The 18,462-nt window shown below is 36.0% G+C and carries 16 protein-coding genes and 1 pseudogene; 15 read left to right on the top strand and 2 right to left on the bottom strand.

Annotated features, from left to right (window positions below; genetic code table 11):
• The first annotated feature begins 8 nt into the window (after positions 1–8).
• The 5 genes from rimM to IGJ63_RS07420 all read left to right on the top strand — a co-directional run bounded on the left by rimM (position 9) and on the right by IGJ63_RS07420 (position 3,116).
• On the top strand, positions 9–533 hold the full coding sequence (gene rimM / locus IGJ63_RS07440) for a ribosome maturation factor RimM (RefSeq protein ID WP_002369214.1): 525 nt from the start codon (positions 9–11) through the stop codon (positions 531–533).
• Complete coding sequence (gene trmD, locus IGJ63_RS07435) at positions 523–1,263, top strand: tRNA (guanosine(37)-N1)-methyltransferase TrmD (protein WP_002381776.1); 741 nt, start codon at positions 523–525, stop codon at positions 1,261–1,263. The genes rimM and trmD overlap by 11 nt, the downstream gene beginning before the upstream one ends.
• Positions 1,264–1,406: 143 nt before the next feature.
• Positions 1,407–1,754, top strand: a complete 348-nt coding sequence (gene rplS / locus IGJ63_RS07430) for a 50S ribosomal protein L19 (protein WP_002357176.1) — start codon at positions 1,407–1,409, stop codon at positions 1,752–1,754.
• Between the two features lie 837 nt (positions 1,755–2,591).
• On the top strand, positions 2,592–2,810 hold the full coding sequence (locus IGJ63_RS07425; protein WP_002371972.1) for a hypothetical protein: 219 nt from the start codon (positions 2,592–2,594) through the stop codon (positions 2,808–2,810).
• A 54-nt stretch (positions 2,811–2,864) separates the two neighbouring features.
• The gene (locus IGJ63_RS07420) at positions 2,865–3,116 is read left to right on the top strand and encodes a hypothetical protein (protein ID WP_438746170.1); all 252 of its coding nucleotides are present in this window, start codon (positions 2,865–2,867) and stop codon (positions 3,114–3,116) included.
• Positions 3,117–3,150: 34 nt separating this feature from the next.
• On the opposite strand, the gene IGJ63_RS07415 is transcribed toward IGJ63_RS07420, so the two are convergent.
• A protein-coding gene (locus IGJ63_RS07415) for an IS3 family transposase (RefSeq protein WP_438745912.1) occupies positions 3,151–4,307 on the bottom strand; the annotation gives its coding sequence in 2 pieces (ribosomal slippage) (positions 3,151–4,049 and positions 4,049–4,307; 1,158 coding nt in all).
• 107 nt (positions 4,308–4,414) lie between these two features.
• Between IGJ63_RS07415 and gelE the strand changes: the two genes are divergently transcribed.
• Positions 4,415–5,947 carry a gelatinase GelE gene (gene gelE / locus IGJ63_RS07410; RefSeq protein ID WP_080005610.1) on the top strand — a complete coding sequence of 511 codons (1,533 nt, stop codon included), beginning with the start codon at positions 4,415–4,417 and terminating at the stop codon, positions 5,945–5,947.
• Between the two features lie 48 nt (positions 5,948–5,995).
• Positions 5,996–6,850: a serine proteinase SprE gene (gene sprE, locus IGJ63_RS07405; RefSeq protein ID WP_010717628.1), complete on the top strand. Its 855-nt coding sequence runs from the start codon at positions 5,996–5,998 to the stop codon at positions 6,848–6,850.
• 147 nt (positions 6,851–6,997) lie between these two features.
• Here the strand turns inward: sprE and IGJ63_RS07400 are convergent, their stop codons facing one another.
• Positions 6,998–7,828, bottom strand: coding sequence for an MBL fold metallo-hydrolase (locus IGJ63_RS07400; protein WP_002369253.1), 831 nt, complete (start codon positions 7,826–7,828; stop codon positions 6,998–7,000).
• A gap of 391 nt (positions 7,829–8,219) precedes the next feature.
• Here IGJ63_RS07400 and IGJ63_RS07395 point away from each other — a divergent pair, with 391 nt between their 5' ends.
• The 8 genes and pseudogenes from IGJ63_RS07395 to lacD all read left to right on the top strand — a co-directional run bounded on the left by IGJ63_RS07395 (position 8,220) and on the right by lacD (position 18,459).
• A complete protein-coding gene (locus tag IGJ63_RS07395) occupies positions 8,220–9,074 on the top strand; it encodes a LysR family transcriptional regulator (protein ID WP_002357233.1) in 855 nt (284 codons plus the stop codon).
• Between the two features lie 381 nt (positions 9,075–9,455).
• The gene (locus tag IGJ63_RS07390; protein WP_438746167.1) at positions 9,456–10,844 is read left to right on the top strand and encodes an MFS transporter; all 1,389 of its coding nucleotides are present in this window, start codon (positions 9,456–9,458) and stop codon (positions 10,842–10,844) included.
• Positions 10,845–10,885: 41 nt separating this feature from the next.
• Complete coding sequence (locus tag IGJ63_RS07385; RefSeq protein WP_101731783.1) at positions 10,886–12,946, top strand: LTA synthase family protein; 2,061 nt, start codon at positions 10,886–10,888, stop codon at positions 12,944–12,946.
• 457 nt (positions 12,947–13,403) lie between these two features.
• Positions 13,404–14,249: a glycosyltransferase family 8 protein gene (locus IGJ63_RS07380; protein ID WP_101731782.1), complete on the top strand. Its 846-nt coding sequence runs from the start codon at positions 13,404–13,406 to the stop codon at positions 14,247–14,249.
• Positions 14,239–15,140: pseudogene (locus IGJ63_RS07375) on the top strand (glycosyltransferase family 8 protein). Before IGJ63_RS07380 ends, IGJ63_RS07375 begins: the two are co-directional and overlap by 11 nt.
• 385 nt (positions 15,141–15,525) lie before the next feature.
• The gene (locus tag IGJ63_RS07370; RefSeq protein ID WP_002360115.1) at positions 15,526–16,257 is read left to right on the top strand and encodes a GntR family transcriptional regulator; all 732 of its coding nucleotides are present in this window, start codon (positions 15,526–15,528) and stop codon (positions 16,255–16,257) included.
• An 11-nt stretch (positions 16,258–16,268) separates the two neighbouring features.
• Complete coding sequence (gene agaS, locus IGJ63_RS07365) at positions 16,269–17,441, top strand: SIS domain-containing protein (RefSeq protein ID WP_002410582.1); 1,173 nt, start codon at positions 16,269–16,271, stop codon at positions 17,439–17,441.
• A 22-nt stretch (positions 17,442–17,463) separates the two neighbouring features.
• Complete coding sequence (gene lacD, locus IGJ63_RS07360) at positions 17,464–18,459, top strand: tagatose-bisphosphate aldolase (RefSeq protein ID WP_033658731.1); 996 nt, start codon at positions 17,464–17,466, stop codon at positions 18,457–18,459.
• The last annotated feature ends 3 nt before the right edge of the window (positions 18,460–18,462 follow it).

Below are 18,462 nucleotides of genomic sequence, written 5' to 3'. Positions count from 1 at the left end.
GCTTTCACGTGACAGATTATTTAAATGTAGGAAAAATTGTGAACACACAAGGAATCAAAGGAGAAGTTCGGGTCATTTCGAAAACGGATTTTCCAGAAGAACGTTATCAAAAAGGGGCTATGTTACTGCTATTTCAAGAGAAAAAAGCACCAATTGAATTGGTCGTGAAGTCCCACCGCAAGCATAAGAATTTTGACATTTTAAGCTTTGAAGGACATCCAAATATCAATGATGTTGAAAAATATCGTGACGGTATTTTAAAAGTTGCAAAAGACAATCTCGCTGAATTGGCAGAGGACGAATTTTATTATCACCAAATCATTGGTGCTACTGTTTACGATGAAACCGGCAGTGAACTGGGAAAAATTAAAGAAATTTTATCTCCTGGTGCGAATGATGTGTGGGTCGTCCAACGACCAAAGAAAAAAGATTTACTTTTACCGTATATTGAAGGCGTTGTTACAAAAGTCGACGTCGAAAATCAACGGATTGATGTGGACATTCCAGAAGGATTGATTGACGATGAGAATTGATGTATTAACTCTTTTTCCTAGAATGTTTGAAGGACCAATGGGGGAATCAATTATTGGGAAAGCTCGGGAAAAGCAGTTATTAGAATTGAATGTCTCTAATTTTCGCGATTTTTCAGATAACAAACACCAAACGGTCGATGATTATCCGTATGGCGGTGGCGCGGGGATGCTTTTAAAAGTACAACCGATCTATGATAACCTAAAGGCAATTGAAGAAGAGACAAACCAGCAACCAAAACGGGTCATCTTATTAGATCCAGCAGGAAAACCGTTTAATCAGAAAATGGCCGAGGAATTTTCACAAGAAGAACATTTAGTTTTTATTTGTGGACATTATGAAGGCTATGATGAGCGAATTCGCACGATGGTCACAGATGAAGTTTCATTGGGGGATTACGTTTTAACAGGGGGCGAATTAGGCGCAATGGTCATGATTGATGCGACAGTCCGTTTATTACCTGATGTCTTAGGTAACAATCTTTCTGCACAAACGGATTCACATTCCACTGGCCTATTAGAGCATCCACAATATACCAGACCTGCTATTTTCAACGATATGGAAGTCCCTGCCGTGCTAACGAATGGTAACCATAAATTAATTGCAGAATGGCAACTAAAAGAATCATTACGACGGACCTTTTTGCGTCGACCTGACATGTTGGAATCAGTAGAAATGACGCCTGAAATGTTGAAGTTATTAGAGGAAATTAAACAAGAAGAGCAAAAATAAGGGAACTTTCAAGAAAATTCTCTTTACAGCTTATTTTGTCTGTGGTAAACTAATTTGGTGAGTGCAATGCGCTCTAACTATTACAATATTCCGCTGTGGCAGAAGTGACCACAAGAATATTTGGGAATAAGGAGAAGGATAAAATGAATCCATTAATTCAAGAATTAACACAAGAACAATTACGTACGGATATTCCTGCGTTCCGCCCTGGTGACACTGTTCGCGTTCATGCGAAAGTAGTCGAAGGTACTCGTGAACGTATCCAGTTATTCGAAGGTGTTGTAATTAAACGCCGTGGTGCTGGAATCAGCGAAACTTACACAGTACGTAAAGTTTCAAATGGTGTTGGTGTGGAACGTACATTCCCATTACACACACCACGTGTTGCTCAAATTGAAGTGGTTCGCTACGGTAAAGTACGTCGTGCAAAACTTTACTACTTACGCGCATTACACGGAAAAGCAGCTCGTATCAAAGAAATCCGTCGTTAATCTTTACTATTCGACAAACGAACACCCTCTTGCTCAGCAAGAGGGTGTTTTTGTGTGTAATTAAGTGGAAAATCAACATTGACTTTTTTTGAAGTCGCATAAGTGTGAAAAGTCCTTGTCTAACAAGGACTTTTTGCTTTTCTCAAGATCAAAATTTTGGACAATGATTCAAAAATTTCCTCAAATTGTCCTAGCTTTTCTCAATTTGATGATTAAGGTGGTCAAAAGAGTGTCAAATAGCAGAGAAAAATTGACGGCAGAAGTCATCCGAAAAATATCAAAATGTTGACCGAATTTTGCAGTTTTGAGCCAAGGCTTGCAAAAAAGAGCGGGCTTTTGAGAAAATACCAAAACAATTACCTTTTACGAAAAAGGGATTGTGTCACACTGTTCCAAATAGTTATTTAGAGGTACATTATGAAAAAGTAGATAGAAGGGGCATTCTGGAAAATATGAACGAGCTTTAATTACTTCTTAAAATTAGTCAATTTATCGAAGAAAATAGCATAAAAACATGTAGTCAATATCAAGAAAAATTAAACGAGTTTCCCAAAGAAGTTCCCAGTGTCTGGTTTATTATTCAAAGATATGGCTCTTGGAATAACTTATTAAGAAAAATTGATAGGAAAGAAAATCAACATTATCAATGGAATCACCATTCAGATGAAGAGCTTATTGACATCGCACGTTCATTTATCGAGAAAGAACAAATACGTTCACAAACTGCTTCATTAAAAGCGAAAGATTTAGTTTTGAAAAAGAATGGTTCCGTTTCACGTTTTTTTTGTTCGAATTCTTGACATAGAATCGAAAAAAATCAATTAAAGAAACTGTACCATGAAAGTAAAAAAGAAAGAATCAAAAAAAGCGAAAATGGAACTTGCGTTAGAAGAAGTCTTGTGTGGCTTTCCGAGAAAAACAGCTATTGATTCAATTATAAAGAATAAGATGATTCAAGAAGATACAAGTGAATGCAAAAAAAAGGAAAGTTCCCAGATTATTAACGATATAGGGAGAAATATAGTGTATTTAAGGAATTTGAGTGACGGTAAATAGTTGATGAATATATACTTTTTTAGTAGAAGAAAACTACTAATAGGAGGTATAATATTGAAAAAGAGAATATGTATTACTACTGGGGTTGCAATGTTATTAGGATTATCACCGATATTAACAACAGGGGCTACAGTATACGCAAATGAAGAGAGTAACTATGTACAAGTAAATTCTACAACAAAAGAGTTAGAGCAACGGATGGAGGCGCTAGCCAATCAATACAAAGGAGTTTCTCTATTTGAAACCGAATTCAATAAAGAAAATATGACTCCTGTTCAATTAGAATTATATAACAAAGTTGGATAGATGTCAATAAAGTAGACACAAAAAGAGAAGATACTTAAAGACATTCAAAGTAAAGAGCCTCCTTTTCATTTGGTGTAAGCATATCTAATGTTCCGTGAGGACGTTTGGTGTTATAGAATCCTTCAATGTAAGCGAAACAAGCCAAACGTACTTCTTCGATTGAATGGAATGAACGGCGATTTAATTCTTCTTTTTTCATATATTTAAAAAAAGCTTCGGTAACGGCGTTATCCCACGGATAACCTGGTTTTGAAAGAGAATGGACAATCGGATGATGCTCTATAAACTTTCTAAATTCAAAAGAGGTATATTGAGACCCTTGATCTGTATGAAAAAGAACAGGATTCATTAATTTTCGAGAATGAAGTGCTTTTTCTAATGTTTGAATGGCTAGTTTTGTATCAATCGTTGATCCTACGGTCCAAGCAATTACTTTTCTAGAAAACAAATCTAAAACGACACACAAATACGCAAATGTTTTCTTACCGATGGGGATATAAGAAAAATCACTTGTCCAAACTTGATTTGGTGCAGGTGGATTGAACGCTTGGTTTAGATGATTTGGCCGTGTCAAAGAAACCTTGTTTTTCCTTTTTTTGAAAACAGGCTTTACTGTAGACATTTTTGGGAGGTCCATTGTTTTCATCAAGCGATAAACACGACCAATACTAATCGAAATGCCATAATCACGCAAAAGAATCTGGCGGATTTTTGCAGCGCCAAGACGTTTTTGAGAAGAAGTATAAATTTCTAAAATCACTTTTCTTAGGTGTTGATTTTCTTTTGTTCTTGGGGCTACTTTTCCAGAAAAGCGTTTGTAATAAGTGGAACGATTGACTTTGAGTACACGACAGAGTGTAACAATACTGTGTTCATATCGAAGAATGTGTATGGCTTTTAATCGTTCGTCAAGCGAGGCGTGAATATGGCAATCGCTTTTTTTAGGATTAAATTTTCCTCCTCGAGTTGCGCATTTCGTTTTTGTAGCTGTTTGATTTGACGGGCCGTAAGGATCGTGTCATCGTCAATTTTTACTTCGGAATATTGTTTGACCCAACGAGCAATTGAAGAAAGAGCAATGCCGTACTCCTTAGCTAAAGCATTTTGAGTTTTACCACTTTCGTGAAGTTTTACAATGGATTTTTTAAACTCTTCGTCAAATTTACGTGGTGATTTTCTGTTATTTACCATATTAAAAATTCCTTTCAAAATTTCTGTCTATTTATTTAATAGTATACCAAAAAATGTGTCCACTTTATTAGGATACATGCAAGGAAACTGGGGAAGGAGTTAATTGTTTGATGAAGGGAAATAAAATTTTATACATTTTAGGTACAGGCATCTTTGTTGGAAGTTCATGTCTATTTTCTTCACTTTTTGTAGCAGCAGAAGAACAAGTTTATTCAGAAAGTGAAGTTTCAACAGTTTTATCGAAGTTGGAAAAGGAGGCAATTTCTGAGGCAGCTGCTGAACAATATACGGTTGTAGATCGAAAAGAAGATGCGTGGGGTATGAAGCATCTTAAGTTAGAAAAGCAAACGGAAGGCGTTACTGTTGATTCAGATAATGTGATTATTCATTTAGATAAAAACGGTGCAGTAACAAGTGTTACAGGAAATCCAGTTGATCAAGTAGTGAAAATTCAATCGGTTGATGCAATCGGTGAAGAAGGAGTTAAAAAAATTATTGCTTCTGATAATCCGGAAACTAAAGATCTTGTCTTTTTAGCTATTGACAAACGTGTAAATAATGAAGGGCAATTATTTTATAAAGTCAGAGTAACTTCTTCACCAACTGGTGACCCCATATCATTGGTTTATAAAGTAAATGCTACAGATGGAACAATTATGGAAAAACAAGATTTAACGGAACATGTCGGTAGTGAAGTAACGTTAAAAAACTCTTTTCAAGTAACGTTTAATGTACCAGTTGAAAAAAGCAATACGGGAATTGCTTTACACGGAACGGATAACACAGGGGTTTACCATGCAGTAGTTGATGGCAAAAATAATTATTCTATTATTCAAGCACCATCACTAGTAGCATTAAATCAGAATGCTGTTGATGCCTATACGCATGGAAAATTTGTGAAAACATATTATGAAGATCATTTCCAACGACACAGTATTGATGATCGAGGGATGCCCATCTTGTCAGTTGTTGATGAACAACATCCAGATGCTTATGACAATGCTTTTTGGGATGGAAAAGCAATGCGTTATGGTGAAACAAGTACACCAACAGGAAAAACGTATGCTTCCTCTTTAGATGTAGTTGGTCATGAAATGACACATGGTGTGACGGAACATACTGCCGGTTTAGAATATTTAGGACAATCAGGTGCGTTGAATGAATCTTATTCTGATTTGATGGGTTATATTATTTCGGGTGCATCTAATCCAGAAATTGGTGCGGATACTCAGAGTGTTGACCGAAAAACAGGTATTCGAAATTTACAAACCCCAAGTAAACACGGACAACCAGAAACCATGGCTCAATACGACGATCGAGCACGGTATAAAGGAACGCCTTATTATGATCAAGGCGGTGTTCATTATAATAGTGGAATTATTAATCGGATTGGTTACACCATTATCCAGAACTTAGGCATTGAAAAAGCACAGACTATTTTCTACAGCTCGTTAGTAAATTACTTAACACCTAAAGCACAATTCAGTGATGCTCGTGATGCGATGCTTGCTGCTGCAAAAGTTCAATATGGCGATGAAGCAGCTTCAGTGGTGTCAGCAGCCTTTAACTCTGCTGGAATCGGAGCTAAAGAAGACATTCAGGTAAACCAACCAAGTGAATCTGTTCTGGTCAATGAATGAAAAAAATTCCCCAATTAAATAAAAATGGATAAGGAGTGGCATGATCTTATGAAAAAGTTCTCCATACGAAAAATTAGTGCTGGTTTTTTGTTTCTGATTTTAGTAACTTTGATCGCCGGTTTTAGCCTGTCTGCAAATGCAGAAGAGTATATCGTTCCTGCCGAAAGTCATTCACGACAAAAAAGATCGTTACTGGACCCTGAAGACAGAAGACAAGAAGTGGCAGATACAACCGAAGCGCCTTTTGCGTCAATCGGAAGAATCATTTCCCCTGCCAGTAAACCAGGCTATATTTCTTTAGGAACAGGCTTTGTTGTTGGAACTAATACAATTGTCACCAATAATCATGTGGCTGAAAGTTTTAAGAATGCCAAAGTATTAAATCCGAATGCCAAAGATGATGCTTGGTTTTATCCAGGTCGAGATGGCAGTGCGACACCATTTGGCAAATTCAAAGTGATTGATGTAGCTTTTTCCCCGAATGCGGATATTGCGGTCGTGACTGTCGACAAACAAAACGATCGTCCAGATGGCCCAGAGTTGGGAGAAATTTTAACGCCATTTGTTTTGAAAAAGTTTGAATCTTCAGATACCCATGTCACAATATCAGGCTATCCAGGTGAGAAAAACCACACACAATGGTCTCATGAAAATGATTTGTTTACATCTAACTTTACAGACTTAGAAAATCCATTACTATTTTATGATATCGATACAACCGGTGGTCAATCTGGTTCACCAATCTATAATGATCAGTTTGAAGTAGTTGGTGTTCATTCCAATGGCGGCATTAAGCAAACAGGAAATCATGGTCAAAGACTAAATGAAGTGAATTATAACTTTATTGTTAATCGAGTGAATGAAGAAGAAAATAAACGTTTATCCGCTGTGCCAGCAGCGTAAAGAACCATAAAAATACTCGGAATTTCCAGAATCACGGGAAATCTCGAGTATTTTTGTTTTTTAAGATAGTGTAAGTTACGATAAAAGTACCTTGTAATTATCGGTTAAAAGCATATAATAGTGCTGAAAAGAAGGCAAATAATCCGATTAAGTTAGTATTTCTAAACCATCATAACTCGTAATGATTTCATGCTTTTGAGATAAAGCCGCCATCTCCGCATAAGACAAGCCGCCATTGTGAGAAAAATGGTTGGCAACGTAAATCGTTTTATCTGTGACGAGTTTTCTTTCTTTTAATTCTGCAATTAATTTTAAATTTTCTTCCCAATTCATATGACTATTGCCAGTTTCGTTTGTTTGACTAGTACAATCTAAAGAAACAATACTAAGAAGTAAGTGGCTCTTTTCAAGATATTCAAACATTTCTGACGTAAAGTAACCTGTATCATGGGTGGATAAAAAAGCATCTTTACCATCGTCTATAACGAAAATAAAACAATCTTCACTGAAATTTCCATGTTGTGCAGGAAGGGGATAAATCGTATAGTTCGCAATAGTAAAACATTTGTAGGGCTGAATAACCTGATAATGTAATCGGGTATCATCTTGACGACCTTCTAAATCAAAGGCGCGCTGATAAAACGTCTTAACTGCTTCATTTCCGTAAACAGTTAAACGATTGGGAATATCTAATGCATAACCAGACATTCGATAAGCCAAATCCTCGCCGTAAAAATGATCGGAATGCCAATGAGAGATTAGTAAAGAGTCAAAGTCTGCAAAACACAAGTCATACTGCAACAAATGTAAATAAGAATCCCCTGGAAAATCAATCAGCAGGACATCATCAATAATTAATTGAGTTTGTGTACGAATTTCTCGTCCTTTTTTCTCTCGAGCATACTTACATAATTTACAATTACAAAAAATTCCTGGAATCCGTTCTGCTGCACCCGTACCTAAATAGTTGATTTTCATTGGGAGTACCTAACCTTTCTTTGACATTCTTCATACTTAGTAGATAACGCTGAACTTTAAAGTAAATGGGCATGGAAACTGAAACATTTGTTGTGTCCATCTTACCTTTTTTAGAAAAGAATTGAAATGGAATTTCTTAAGTAAATTTGCGTAAAATAGAAAAAGCTAGACGCCTTTTTTAATAAGCTGAATTTGTTGCGAATGTTCATGCTATTTCCGAGAAAAAGTTTTACCAAAGGCACTTTCATATTCATCTACTATTAGTTATAGAAAAATAACAAGATGGACATAGCTTATTAGAGCAAAAATAACTACGCTATTGATAAAGAGTGAGGCGTGTTTTGAACAGGTTGCGTGGGCAAATGAATTTGAATAAAAGGGATGACAAAAGATGACTATTGAAAAATTAGAATATTTTTATACCATTGCAAAATATAATAGTATTTCCAAAGCAGCCTCTGAACTCCATGTTAGTAAATCAACCTTAAGTGCGTCATTAAAAGATTTGGAAAGTGAATTGGGCCATTTACTTTTTGACCGTAACGGTAATTCTTTGACGTTAAATTCCTATGGTGATAAAATCGTCCAATCTGTATATATCATTTTAAACGAGGCCAAGAAAATGAAACTTAATTTGCATGAAATGATTGAGAATCCAGTGATGCGTTTAGGTTTTGGAAATACGTCCTTGATGTATAAAGTGACAGAGAATGAGGATCAACTGAATCGTTTTTGGGAATGTTACCATGGTTCATCGTTTGAGTTATTGAATAAATTGGAGAATCATGAGTTGGATTTTGTGATTACTTCTGCAGATGTGAATAGTCCAGTTTTAAAGAAAGAACAATTAATTGAACTAAAAATGTATCTTTGTGTTTCAAGAGAAATTAAACAAGAAATTGAGGAAGAAGGCTTCACCTGTTTGACCAACTATCCATTTCTATTTTTGCCTCATCACTTAGATCATTTAGAAGCTACCAAGAGTGTGCTAGAAATGTTGCAATTAACAAGTCCGCTTGTTTGTTGCTACGATACATTGATGCTTACTCGTCTCATTGAAAAAAGTAAAGGAGTTTATGCGGTAATCTCTCTTCGGAAAGAACAACTGCAGGAAATTGATTCTAAACTCTTCTTTTTACCGATTGAACGAAAACAAAAATTTTATTTATACCGAAATGTTTCCAGTTCGGTTTTTGTCCAACCTGGTCAAATCAAGGCAACTTTACAAAAGTTGCTAGAGACTTAGCCATTAAAATTACTTTGGAATAGTTACCAAAAATAGCTTTATTCGCTTAGATTTACTTCTGCTGCGGATAAGGCTATTTTTGTTGTTCATTGTTTAAAAGAGATGCTCAATTATGGGGCTGTTCGATATTTCTGAACAGAATGTTCAATTATTTAATAACTTAAGAATCGATAAATCGTATCTATTACGGTTCAATTTAAAGGGGTTCTGGTGTATAGTTTGGCTATCTAAAGATTTACTTTTTTAAATATAAAATAACTAAATGGCAAGGAATATAAAGAACTGTTGATACGTGAGTACTTGCGATAACTGTGTCGTTAGAAGTTTAAGTGTCATTGTTGCTTTTCCTGTTTTATGTAGTTGCTAGAAAGGACTGTTTTTATGATCGATAGAAAAAAAGTTATTTTGTATACTTGTTGCATGAGTTTGTTTGTAGTGACCATGGATGTTACGGTTGTCAATGTGGCGTTACCATCCATTCAAAGTGATTTTCACACGAATCTGTCTACATTACAGTGGGTAACAGATGGGTACACTTTAATGGTAGCATCCTTATTATTGTTGTCTAGGTCTACAGCAGATCGAATTGGCCGTAAACGAGTTCTTCAATTGGGCTTAGCCTGTTTTGGTTTAGCGTCTTTCCTATGTGGGATTTCGCAAACCCCAGGGCAATTGATCGCGTTTCGCATGTTGCAAGGGATTGGTGGTTCTATGTTAAATCCGGTAGCAATGTCTATTATTACACAGGTATTTACTGAAAAGTTAGAACGAGCGAAAGCAATTGGCTTGTGGGGCTCTGTTACAGGGATTTCCTTAGGCATGGGTCCGATTATTGGCGGACTGATTGTTTCTTATTTTAGCTGGCGGTATGTCTTTTTTGTAAATGTACCGATCATTGCTGCGGCAATCATCCTTACACAAAAGTTTGTACCAGAGTCAAAAGTAGAGAAAACGGCGAAAAATGATTTTGTTGGTCAAGCATTGATGATTCTTTTTCTATTTAGTTCTATCTATTCCATTATCGGACTACCTAGAAAAGGGCTTTTCGCGCCTGATATTTTAAGTACTGGGATAATCGGCTGCTTAGCCATTGCCATTTTCTTTATTTATGAATATAACATTGACAATCCGTTAATCAACCCGCGTTTCTTTTTATCTATTCCATTTACATCGGCTTCTTTTTTAGCTATTTTTGGCTTTATCATATATAACGGCTATTTATTTTTAAACACGCTATATTTGCAAGAAATGAGAGGCTTCAGCCCGTTGGAAGCTGGCTTATCAACCATTCCTTTGGCTTTTGTTAGTTTTCTTGTTGCACCGAGAGCCGGCGAAATGGTAGGGAGAATAGGGACGAAACGTCCTATTATGCTTTGTGGTATTTCAATGTTGGCTGTTAGCTTTTTACAATTATTTGTAACTAAAACAACGCCTATGATTATTTTATTTGTTATTTATATCTTTTTAGGCATTGGGTTTGGGATGTTAAATTCGCCGATTACCATTACAGCGATTGAAGGAATGCCACTTTCTCAGTCAGGAACGGCAGCAGCCATTGCGGTGACATGTAAGCAAATTGGCAATTCTTTAGGGGTTGCGCTACCAAGTCTTTTAATTACAAAGCCTATTACTAGTTCGCTTACTCGAACACCTTTTACAAACGTATGGCTTTTATTTGGATGTTGCGCCATTGCGATTATCTTTTTAAGTTATTTATCCAATTCTCCGCTAGCGAAAAAGTCATTGCGCAGAGTTAGGTTTTATTTTTAACAAATCAAGATTTTTTTGAAGGGAAAGGAAGACAAACTTAGATGAAAAAAATAAATAACCGATTAGGACTCTTTTTATTTTTTGTTTTACTCTTTTGGGCAAAAACGATTCTGGCGTATTACCTAGATTTCTCATTGGGCGTTAAGGGCAGTCTCCAACGAGAAATTTTATGGTTCAATCCAGTTGCTACTACGCTGTTATTATTTGGCTTTAGTTTGTATTTTAAAAAGCATAAAACATTTATGCTTAGCTTAACTCTTTTAAATGTTTTAAATACATTAATTTTATATTTGAATATTATTTTTTATCGTGAATTCACTGACTTTATTACCATCCAATCTGTTTTTGGCTTTTCAAAAGTTTCAGAAGGGATTTCTGGTGATTTACTTGCTTTAATGAGAGTCCACGATGTCTTTTATTGGCTAGATACTTTAGTACTGCTCGTTTTGGTATTTTACTCTTTTAAACAGCGACGGAATCATCAAGTCTTTATCACCAAACCTATCAACAGAAGATTAGCAATCTCAATTAGTTGTTTAAGTGTCTTGCTCTTTTCGGTTAACTTATTTTTAAGCGAAACCGATCGTCCTCAATTGCTTCAAAGAATTTTTGACCGTAATTATATTGTAAAATATCTTGGCTTGGATGCATTCACAGCCATCGATGGTGTCAAAACAGCTATGTCAAATGAGGTAAGAGCAGAAGCTAGTTCAAACGAATTACCTGAAATCATGAAATTTACCAAGCAAAACAATTTACCGCTTAATCCGCAGTATGCCGGGATTGCCAAAGGGAAAAATATATTTGTGATTCATTTAGAAAGTTTTCAACAATTTTTGATTAATATGAAAGTCCAAGGCCAAGAGGTTACACCGTTTTTAAATCAGCTTTATCAAAACAAAGCGACAATCAGTTTTGATAATTTCTTTCATGAAGTAGGGCAAGGAAAAACGAGTGATGCGGAGAACATGTTGGAAACAGGAACATTCGGGTTACCGCAAGGCTCTCTTTTTACACAATTAGGATCAGACAATACTTTCGAAGCGGCTCCCGCAGTTTTAGGACAAAAAGGCTATACAACCGCTGTTTTCCATGGGAATGTGGGGAGTTTTTGGAATCGAGACCATGTGTATAAAAACTTAGGTTATCAATACTTTTTTGATCGGTCATATTTTTCAAAAGATGACAAAATGCTAGGTTACGGTATTTTAGATAAACAATTGTTGCGTGAATCAGCTAGTGAGCTTGAGCATTTACAGCAGCCATTCTATGCGAAGTTTTTAACTGTGACCAATCATACCCCTTATTATACGGATGACCAAAACTTCCCGTTTCCTAAATTGAACACAGGCAATTCGATTGTGGATGATTATGTTCGAACAGCGCACTATTTGGATCAATCGCTAGAACAATTTTTCCATTACTTGCAAACAACAAGTTTATACAATCATTCTATTTTTGTTATTTATGGTGACCACTTCGGTATTTCAGATGCGAACAACAAGGACTTATGTAAAGCCTTCAACCGCGATCCAAAAACGTGGACAAACTATGACAATGCGCAATTGCAAAGAGTACCTTTGATGTTTTACATGCCAGGCTATACGCAAGGGAAAATCATGCACGAATATGGTGGGGAAATTGACGTTTTACCGACACTGTACCATCTTTTAGGTGTCGATGATAAAAATTATATCCATTTTGGCACGGACCTTTTATCTCCTCAATATAAACAAGTGGTTCCTTTTAGAAATGGCGATTTTGTAACGCCTCAATTTTCGTATCTAGGTGGGGAAATCTACAATAATCAAGGAAAAAAATTAGACCAAGTTCCAGCAGATTTAAAAGCAGAAGTCACGAAAGATAACGATTGGGTGAAAAAATCGTTAAGTTTATCTGACAAATTAAATCAGGAAAACCTTTTACGTTTTTATAAACCACAAGGATTCCAAGAAGTGCAACCAAAGGACTACAACTATGATGTGGCTTTTGAAAAAAACAAAGTCTTAGAAGTAGAAAAACAAAAAAATGCACAATCAACCAGCTTGTTTAGTCAAAATGGCAATCAAACGACAGTCCAAAATTATCCGACTACGCCATAGATCATTTAAGAAGGATAACTTTTGGAAGGGAAAGAGAATCATATATGAAGTGAAAGAGGTCAGAACAGAGTCGTTTATTTTCGAAGCAATTGGTTCTGTTTCCGCCATTTATCAGGCTTTTTCGCTCTTTTATTGAGTAAGAAGTCAGTTTAGAATTTATATTAAGTTTTGCTGTACATTTTAAAATTACCATCAACAGAAAATACAACAGGCGAATTTTTAGATAAAAAAATTAGTAAAACAAGTATTAAATAAATAGTATTTTTGAGGATAAAGTAAGAGAAATGTTGTTTTTTTAATAGTTGTTAACGGAAAACAAAATTATTTTATAGCCATAAAATATATTTTTATTATAATTATATTATAAAATAATGAGCATATGATTTGCAGATAAGTTTTTCAGGGCCTATTCTGAATAGTAACTTAGCTATAAAAATAAAAGAGGAGAGTGGTTTTGATGAGAAAAAATCAGAAGATTCTGCCAATTGTGACAGCTTCAGACGAAAATTATGCTCCTTATTTGAATGTAATGATGACAACTGTTTTAGAAAATTGTCATGCGGAGAGATCTGTTCATTTTTATGTGATTGATGATGGGCTGTCGCTATCTAGCAAAAAAGCACTCCGAGAAACGATTAGTAGTATCTCACAAAGTGCGACTGTTGAATTTCTAACAGCAGACAAAGAAGTCTATCAAAATTTTTTAGTGAGTGATCATATTACAACGACCGCATACTTACGCATTTCTTTACCGTCACTTTTACAAAAATATAGCTATAAAAAGGTTCTTTATTTAGATGCAGATACGCTGGTTTTAGATGATATTGTCCAGTTGTATGATACGCCATTAGTGAACCAAACGATTGGCGCGGTTATTGATCCTGGTCAAGCATATGCCTTGAAACGTTTGGGCATCCATTCCTCCGATTATTATTTTAATTCAGGAGTTATGATTATTGATATTGACCGATGGAACGAGAAAGCAATCACGCAAAAAACAATTCAGTATCTAGAAGAAAATGGGGACCGCATAGTTTATCATGACCAAGATGCTTTAAACGCCGTTCTTTATGAAGATTGGCTAGCTTTAGAACCAAGATGGAATATGCAGACGTCTTTAGTTTTTAATCGTCATGAAGCGCCTAATGAGGCTTACCAAAAATTATATGCAGCGGGAAATCAAGAGCCAGCGATTATTCATTTTACTGGTCACGATAAACCCTGGAATACGTTAGAAAATCATCCTTATACAGCTCTTTATCTAAACAAGTTAAAGAAAGTAGGTGCAAGAAATGGAAAATAGAAAAGAATTAGCGATTGTCTCATGTTGCAATACCAACTTTGTACCGCATCTTGCTGCTATGTTTGTTTCAATTTTAGAAAATAGTCCTTCAGCGGCAGCTGTTCATTTTTATGTAATTGATGACAATATCAATTTTGAAAGCAAGCAACTATTGTACTTTACGATTAAACATACCCAACTCAATGCAGAGTTAACATTTTTAAAAATCAACCCCCATTTTTTCAAAAATGTTGTAACCAGTGAACGAATCCCAAAACAGCTTACTACAGGATTGCTATTCCAGAGCTGTTTAGAGGAAGCCAGATCGAACGGCTGTTGTATATGGATTGTGACATGATTGCCTTAGATGATGTCGCAAAATTATGGACAGTTGATTTAGGTGAAAATATCATTGCCGCTGTTGAAGATGCAGGGTTCCATCAACGTTTGGAAAAAATGGCGATTCCTGCAGAATCTATGTGTTATTTTAACTCAGGCTTGTTGCTAATCGATGTTAAAAAATGGTTGAATTTAGATGTAACCACTAAAGTCTTAAGATTTATTGAAGAAAATCCAGATAAATTACGTTTCCATGATCAAGATGCATTGAATGCGGTTTTACACGACCGTTGGACCCTGTTGCATCCTAAGTGGAACGCCCAAGGTTATATTCTGTCAAAAGCGAAAAAACATCCAACTATTTATGGAGAAAAACAATATGAAGAAACGAGAAGAGCACCATCCATTATCCACTTTACTGGCCATGTCAAACCTTGGACGAAAGAATTTCAGTGGTATACCAAGCGTTATTATGATCAATATGCGAATAGGACGGCCTTTCGTTGTATCAACACATTCAATCAATATTTATCTTATACGAAAATTAGCAGAAGGATTGAATATGCTCAATAATGAATATTGTCATGGATTTCGTAAAATCAGTTACTTGTTAGTTGTTGCCAGAACCAAACAATAGAAACGAAGAAGTCGGGATAGAACTGTTTTTCAGATTTTGAGTATGAGACAAAAATCTAAAGTGATTTTTGTCTCATACTCTTTTTTGTCTATTTAAAATAAAGCCAGCAACTGGTATCATATTTAAGGATGGTTTTTTATAAAAAAATGATTTCTTGAGGAAAAAAATATTACAATAAAGAAAAATAAAAAAATGTAAACGTTATCATTTCAAGGTTATAGCGGTATGAAGATATTTATTAATACTTTTTATTGACAAAATAAAAAAAACCACCGTACTATTGGTTTGTGGTTATAACCAGTTAGGGTAAAGGAGAAAGTTATGGAAAATGCCTTTAAAAACAAAGCTTTGTATCATCAACTTGTTGATTTGCTGCAGGAACGAATCGAAACATGCATGATTCCTCATGACAAGTTGCCCTCTGAACGTGAATTGACTGCACAATATGGAGTGAGTCGGACGACGGTCCGGTTAGCGCTACAAGAACTAGAAAATAGAGGTTCCATCTATCGTCGTCATGGCAAAGGAACATTTGTTTCAGATATAAAAAAAGAGGCCGCTGATTTAGCTGGCGCATATAGTTTTACAGAACAAATGAAAGGGCTGGGTCGAAAACCACATACCCGTATATTATCCTTCGAAAAATTGGAAGCGGATAAATTTATTTGTCAGCATTTGAATCTTTCGTTAGGAGAGGCAGTTTTTAAATTAAGTCGGTTGCGGATTGCTGATAACGAGCCATTAATGGTTGAAGACACATACTTGCCTGTGAAATTTTTCTTATCACTCACGGATCAATTACTACGTAGCAAGCCATTATATGATCTATTTTCGGAAGATTTTAAGCAAACCGTTCGTTTAGCTGATGAAGAATTATACGCTAGCATTGCGTCAAAAGAAGATGCCAAATTATTGATGATTCCAGAAGGAGCGCCAGTCCTTCATTTAGCACGCCAGACATATAACATGAAAAATGAAATTATTGAATTTACGTTGAGTGTGGCGCGAGCAGATCAATTTCATTATCAGATACGCCATATTCGGAATAGTTAGGAGAGTTAAGTATGTTTACAGCAGAAAAAGAAGAACTAGAACAACTAGGAGCGGAAATCACGACACGTGAAATTCGTCAGCAACCTGAGCTTTGGCAAGAAACCGTGACACTTTATCATGAAAATCAAACAGCTTTGGAAAACTTTTTAAAAGAAGTCCAAGCCAAAGCGCAAGGAAAACGAACAAGAGTAATTTTTACAGGAGCAGGGACTTCGCAATATGTCGGTGATACGGTTGTACCTTATCTAAGAGCACACGGCGACACACAACCCTTTTCATTCGAAAGTATTGGGACAACGGATATTGTGGCCAAACCAGAAGATTATCTGATTAAAGACGAACCAACATTGTTAGTTTCGTTTGCAAGAAGTGGAAATAGTCCTGAAAGTTTAGCGGCAGTTGAAGTAGCTAATCAAGTGGTTGAAACAATTCATCATTTAGCGATTACTTGTGCCGAAGAAGGACAATTGGCACAAATAAGCCAAAAAGAAGAAAACAGCTTTTTATTCTTAATGCCAACACGTTCCAATGATGGTGGTTTTGCGATGACTGGTAGCTTTTCTTGCATGACCTTGGGTACATTACTACTCTTTGATCAAACAGCCTTTGAGCAAAAACAAGATTATGTAACCGCTCTAATTAAATTAGGTGAAGAAGTGCTATCCCGTGAAGAAGAATTAAATGAAATTGTTAACCTTGATTTTGAACGAATTGTTTATGTTGGTTCTGGAAGTTTAGCTGGTTTGACAAGAGAAGCGCAATTAAAAATCTTAGAACTAACAGCCGGCAAAGTTGCCACAATTTTTGACTCTTCTATGGGCTTCCGTCATGGACCAAAATCATTTATTAATGAAAAAACAATAATGTTTGGTTTTGTTAATAATACACCATACACAAGAGATTATGACTTGGATATCTTAGAAGAAGTTCACAGTGACGAAATTGCGGCGGGTGTTTTTGCGATTGCTCAACCTGGCAAACGTAATTTCTCAGGTTCAACTATTGAATATTCCGCAGAAACTGCTCTATTACCTGATGGCTATTTAGCATTAGCAGATATTATGGTAGCCCAAACAGTCGCACTTTTAACATCTATTAAAGTTGGAAATAAACCGGATACCCCTTCACCAACAGGTACAGTGAATCGTGTGGTTAAAGGCGTAACGATTTATGACTATAAATAATACAACATTTGGAGGAGGAACTATGCTTACGTTAACAGCTGGAAAAAAAGCGGCAATGGATCGTTTGTCAACCCAAGAAGGAATCATTAGCGCATTAGCCATTGATCAACGAGGTGCCTTGAAAAAAATGATCAAAGCGCTAGATGTAGAGCCAACTGATGCACAAATTGAAACGTTTAAAGAATTAGTCTCGAAAGAATTGACACCTTATGCGTCCGCCATTTTATTGGATCCAGAATATGGATTGCCTGCTGCAAAAGCACGCGATACCGAGGCTGGATTGTTACTCGCTTATGAAAAAACGGGCTATGATGCAACAACTCCGGGACGATTGCCTGATTTACTAGCAGATTGGTCTGTTTTACGCTTGAAAGAAGAAGGCGCAGATGCGATTAAATTTTTACTATACTATGATGTGGATGAGGATCCAGAAATCAATCATCAAAAACATGTATTCATTGAACGCTTAGGAAGTGAATGTGCAGAAGAAGACCTACCATTTTACTTAGAATTAGTTTCTTATGATGCACAAATAGCAGATGCGACTTCTTTAGAATATGCAAAAGTTAAACCGCATAAAGTGAATGAAATGATGAAAGAATTTTCTAAACCCCAATATAAAGTAGATGTATTGAAAGTGGAAGTTCCAGTTAATATGAATTTTGTAGAAGGTTTTGCGCCGGCTGAAACAGCGTATACAAAAGAGGAAGCGGCGAATTATTTCTTAGAACAAAGTCAAGCCACTGATTTACCATTTATCTTTTTAAGTGCCGGTGTCTCAACAGAGCTATTCCAAGAAACACTACGTTTCGCTAAAGAAGCTGGTTCAACATTTAATGGTGTTTTATGTGGCCGTGCTACGTGGAAAAATGGCGTGAAACCTTTCGTTGAAGCAGGAGAAACTGCGGCTTGTGATTGGTTAAAAACAGAAGGCCGAGAAAACATTGAAAGTTTAAATGCAGTCATCGCGGCAACCGCCAGCTCTTGGCATGCAAAAGTTCAAGTAAATGAAGGGTAATTG

The sequence above is a fragment of the Enterococcus sp. DIV1375a genome (genome assembly GCF_051712205.1).
Classification (GTDB): domain Bacteria; phylum Bacillota; class Bacilli; order Lactobacillales; family Enterococcaceae; genus Enterococcus; species Enterococcus faecalis.
This window is presented reverse-complemented; position numbering and strand designations above follow the sequence as displayed.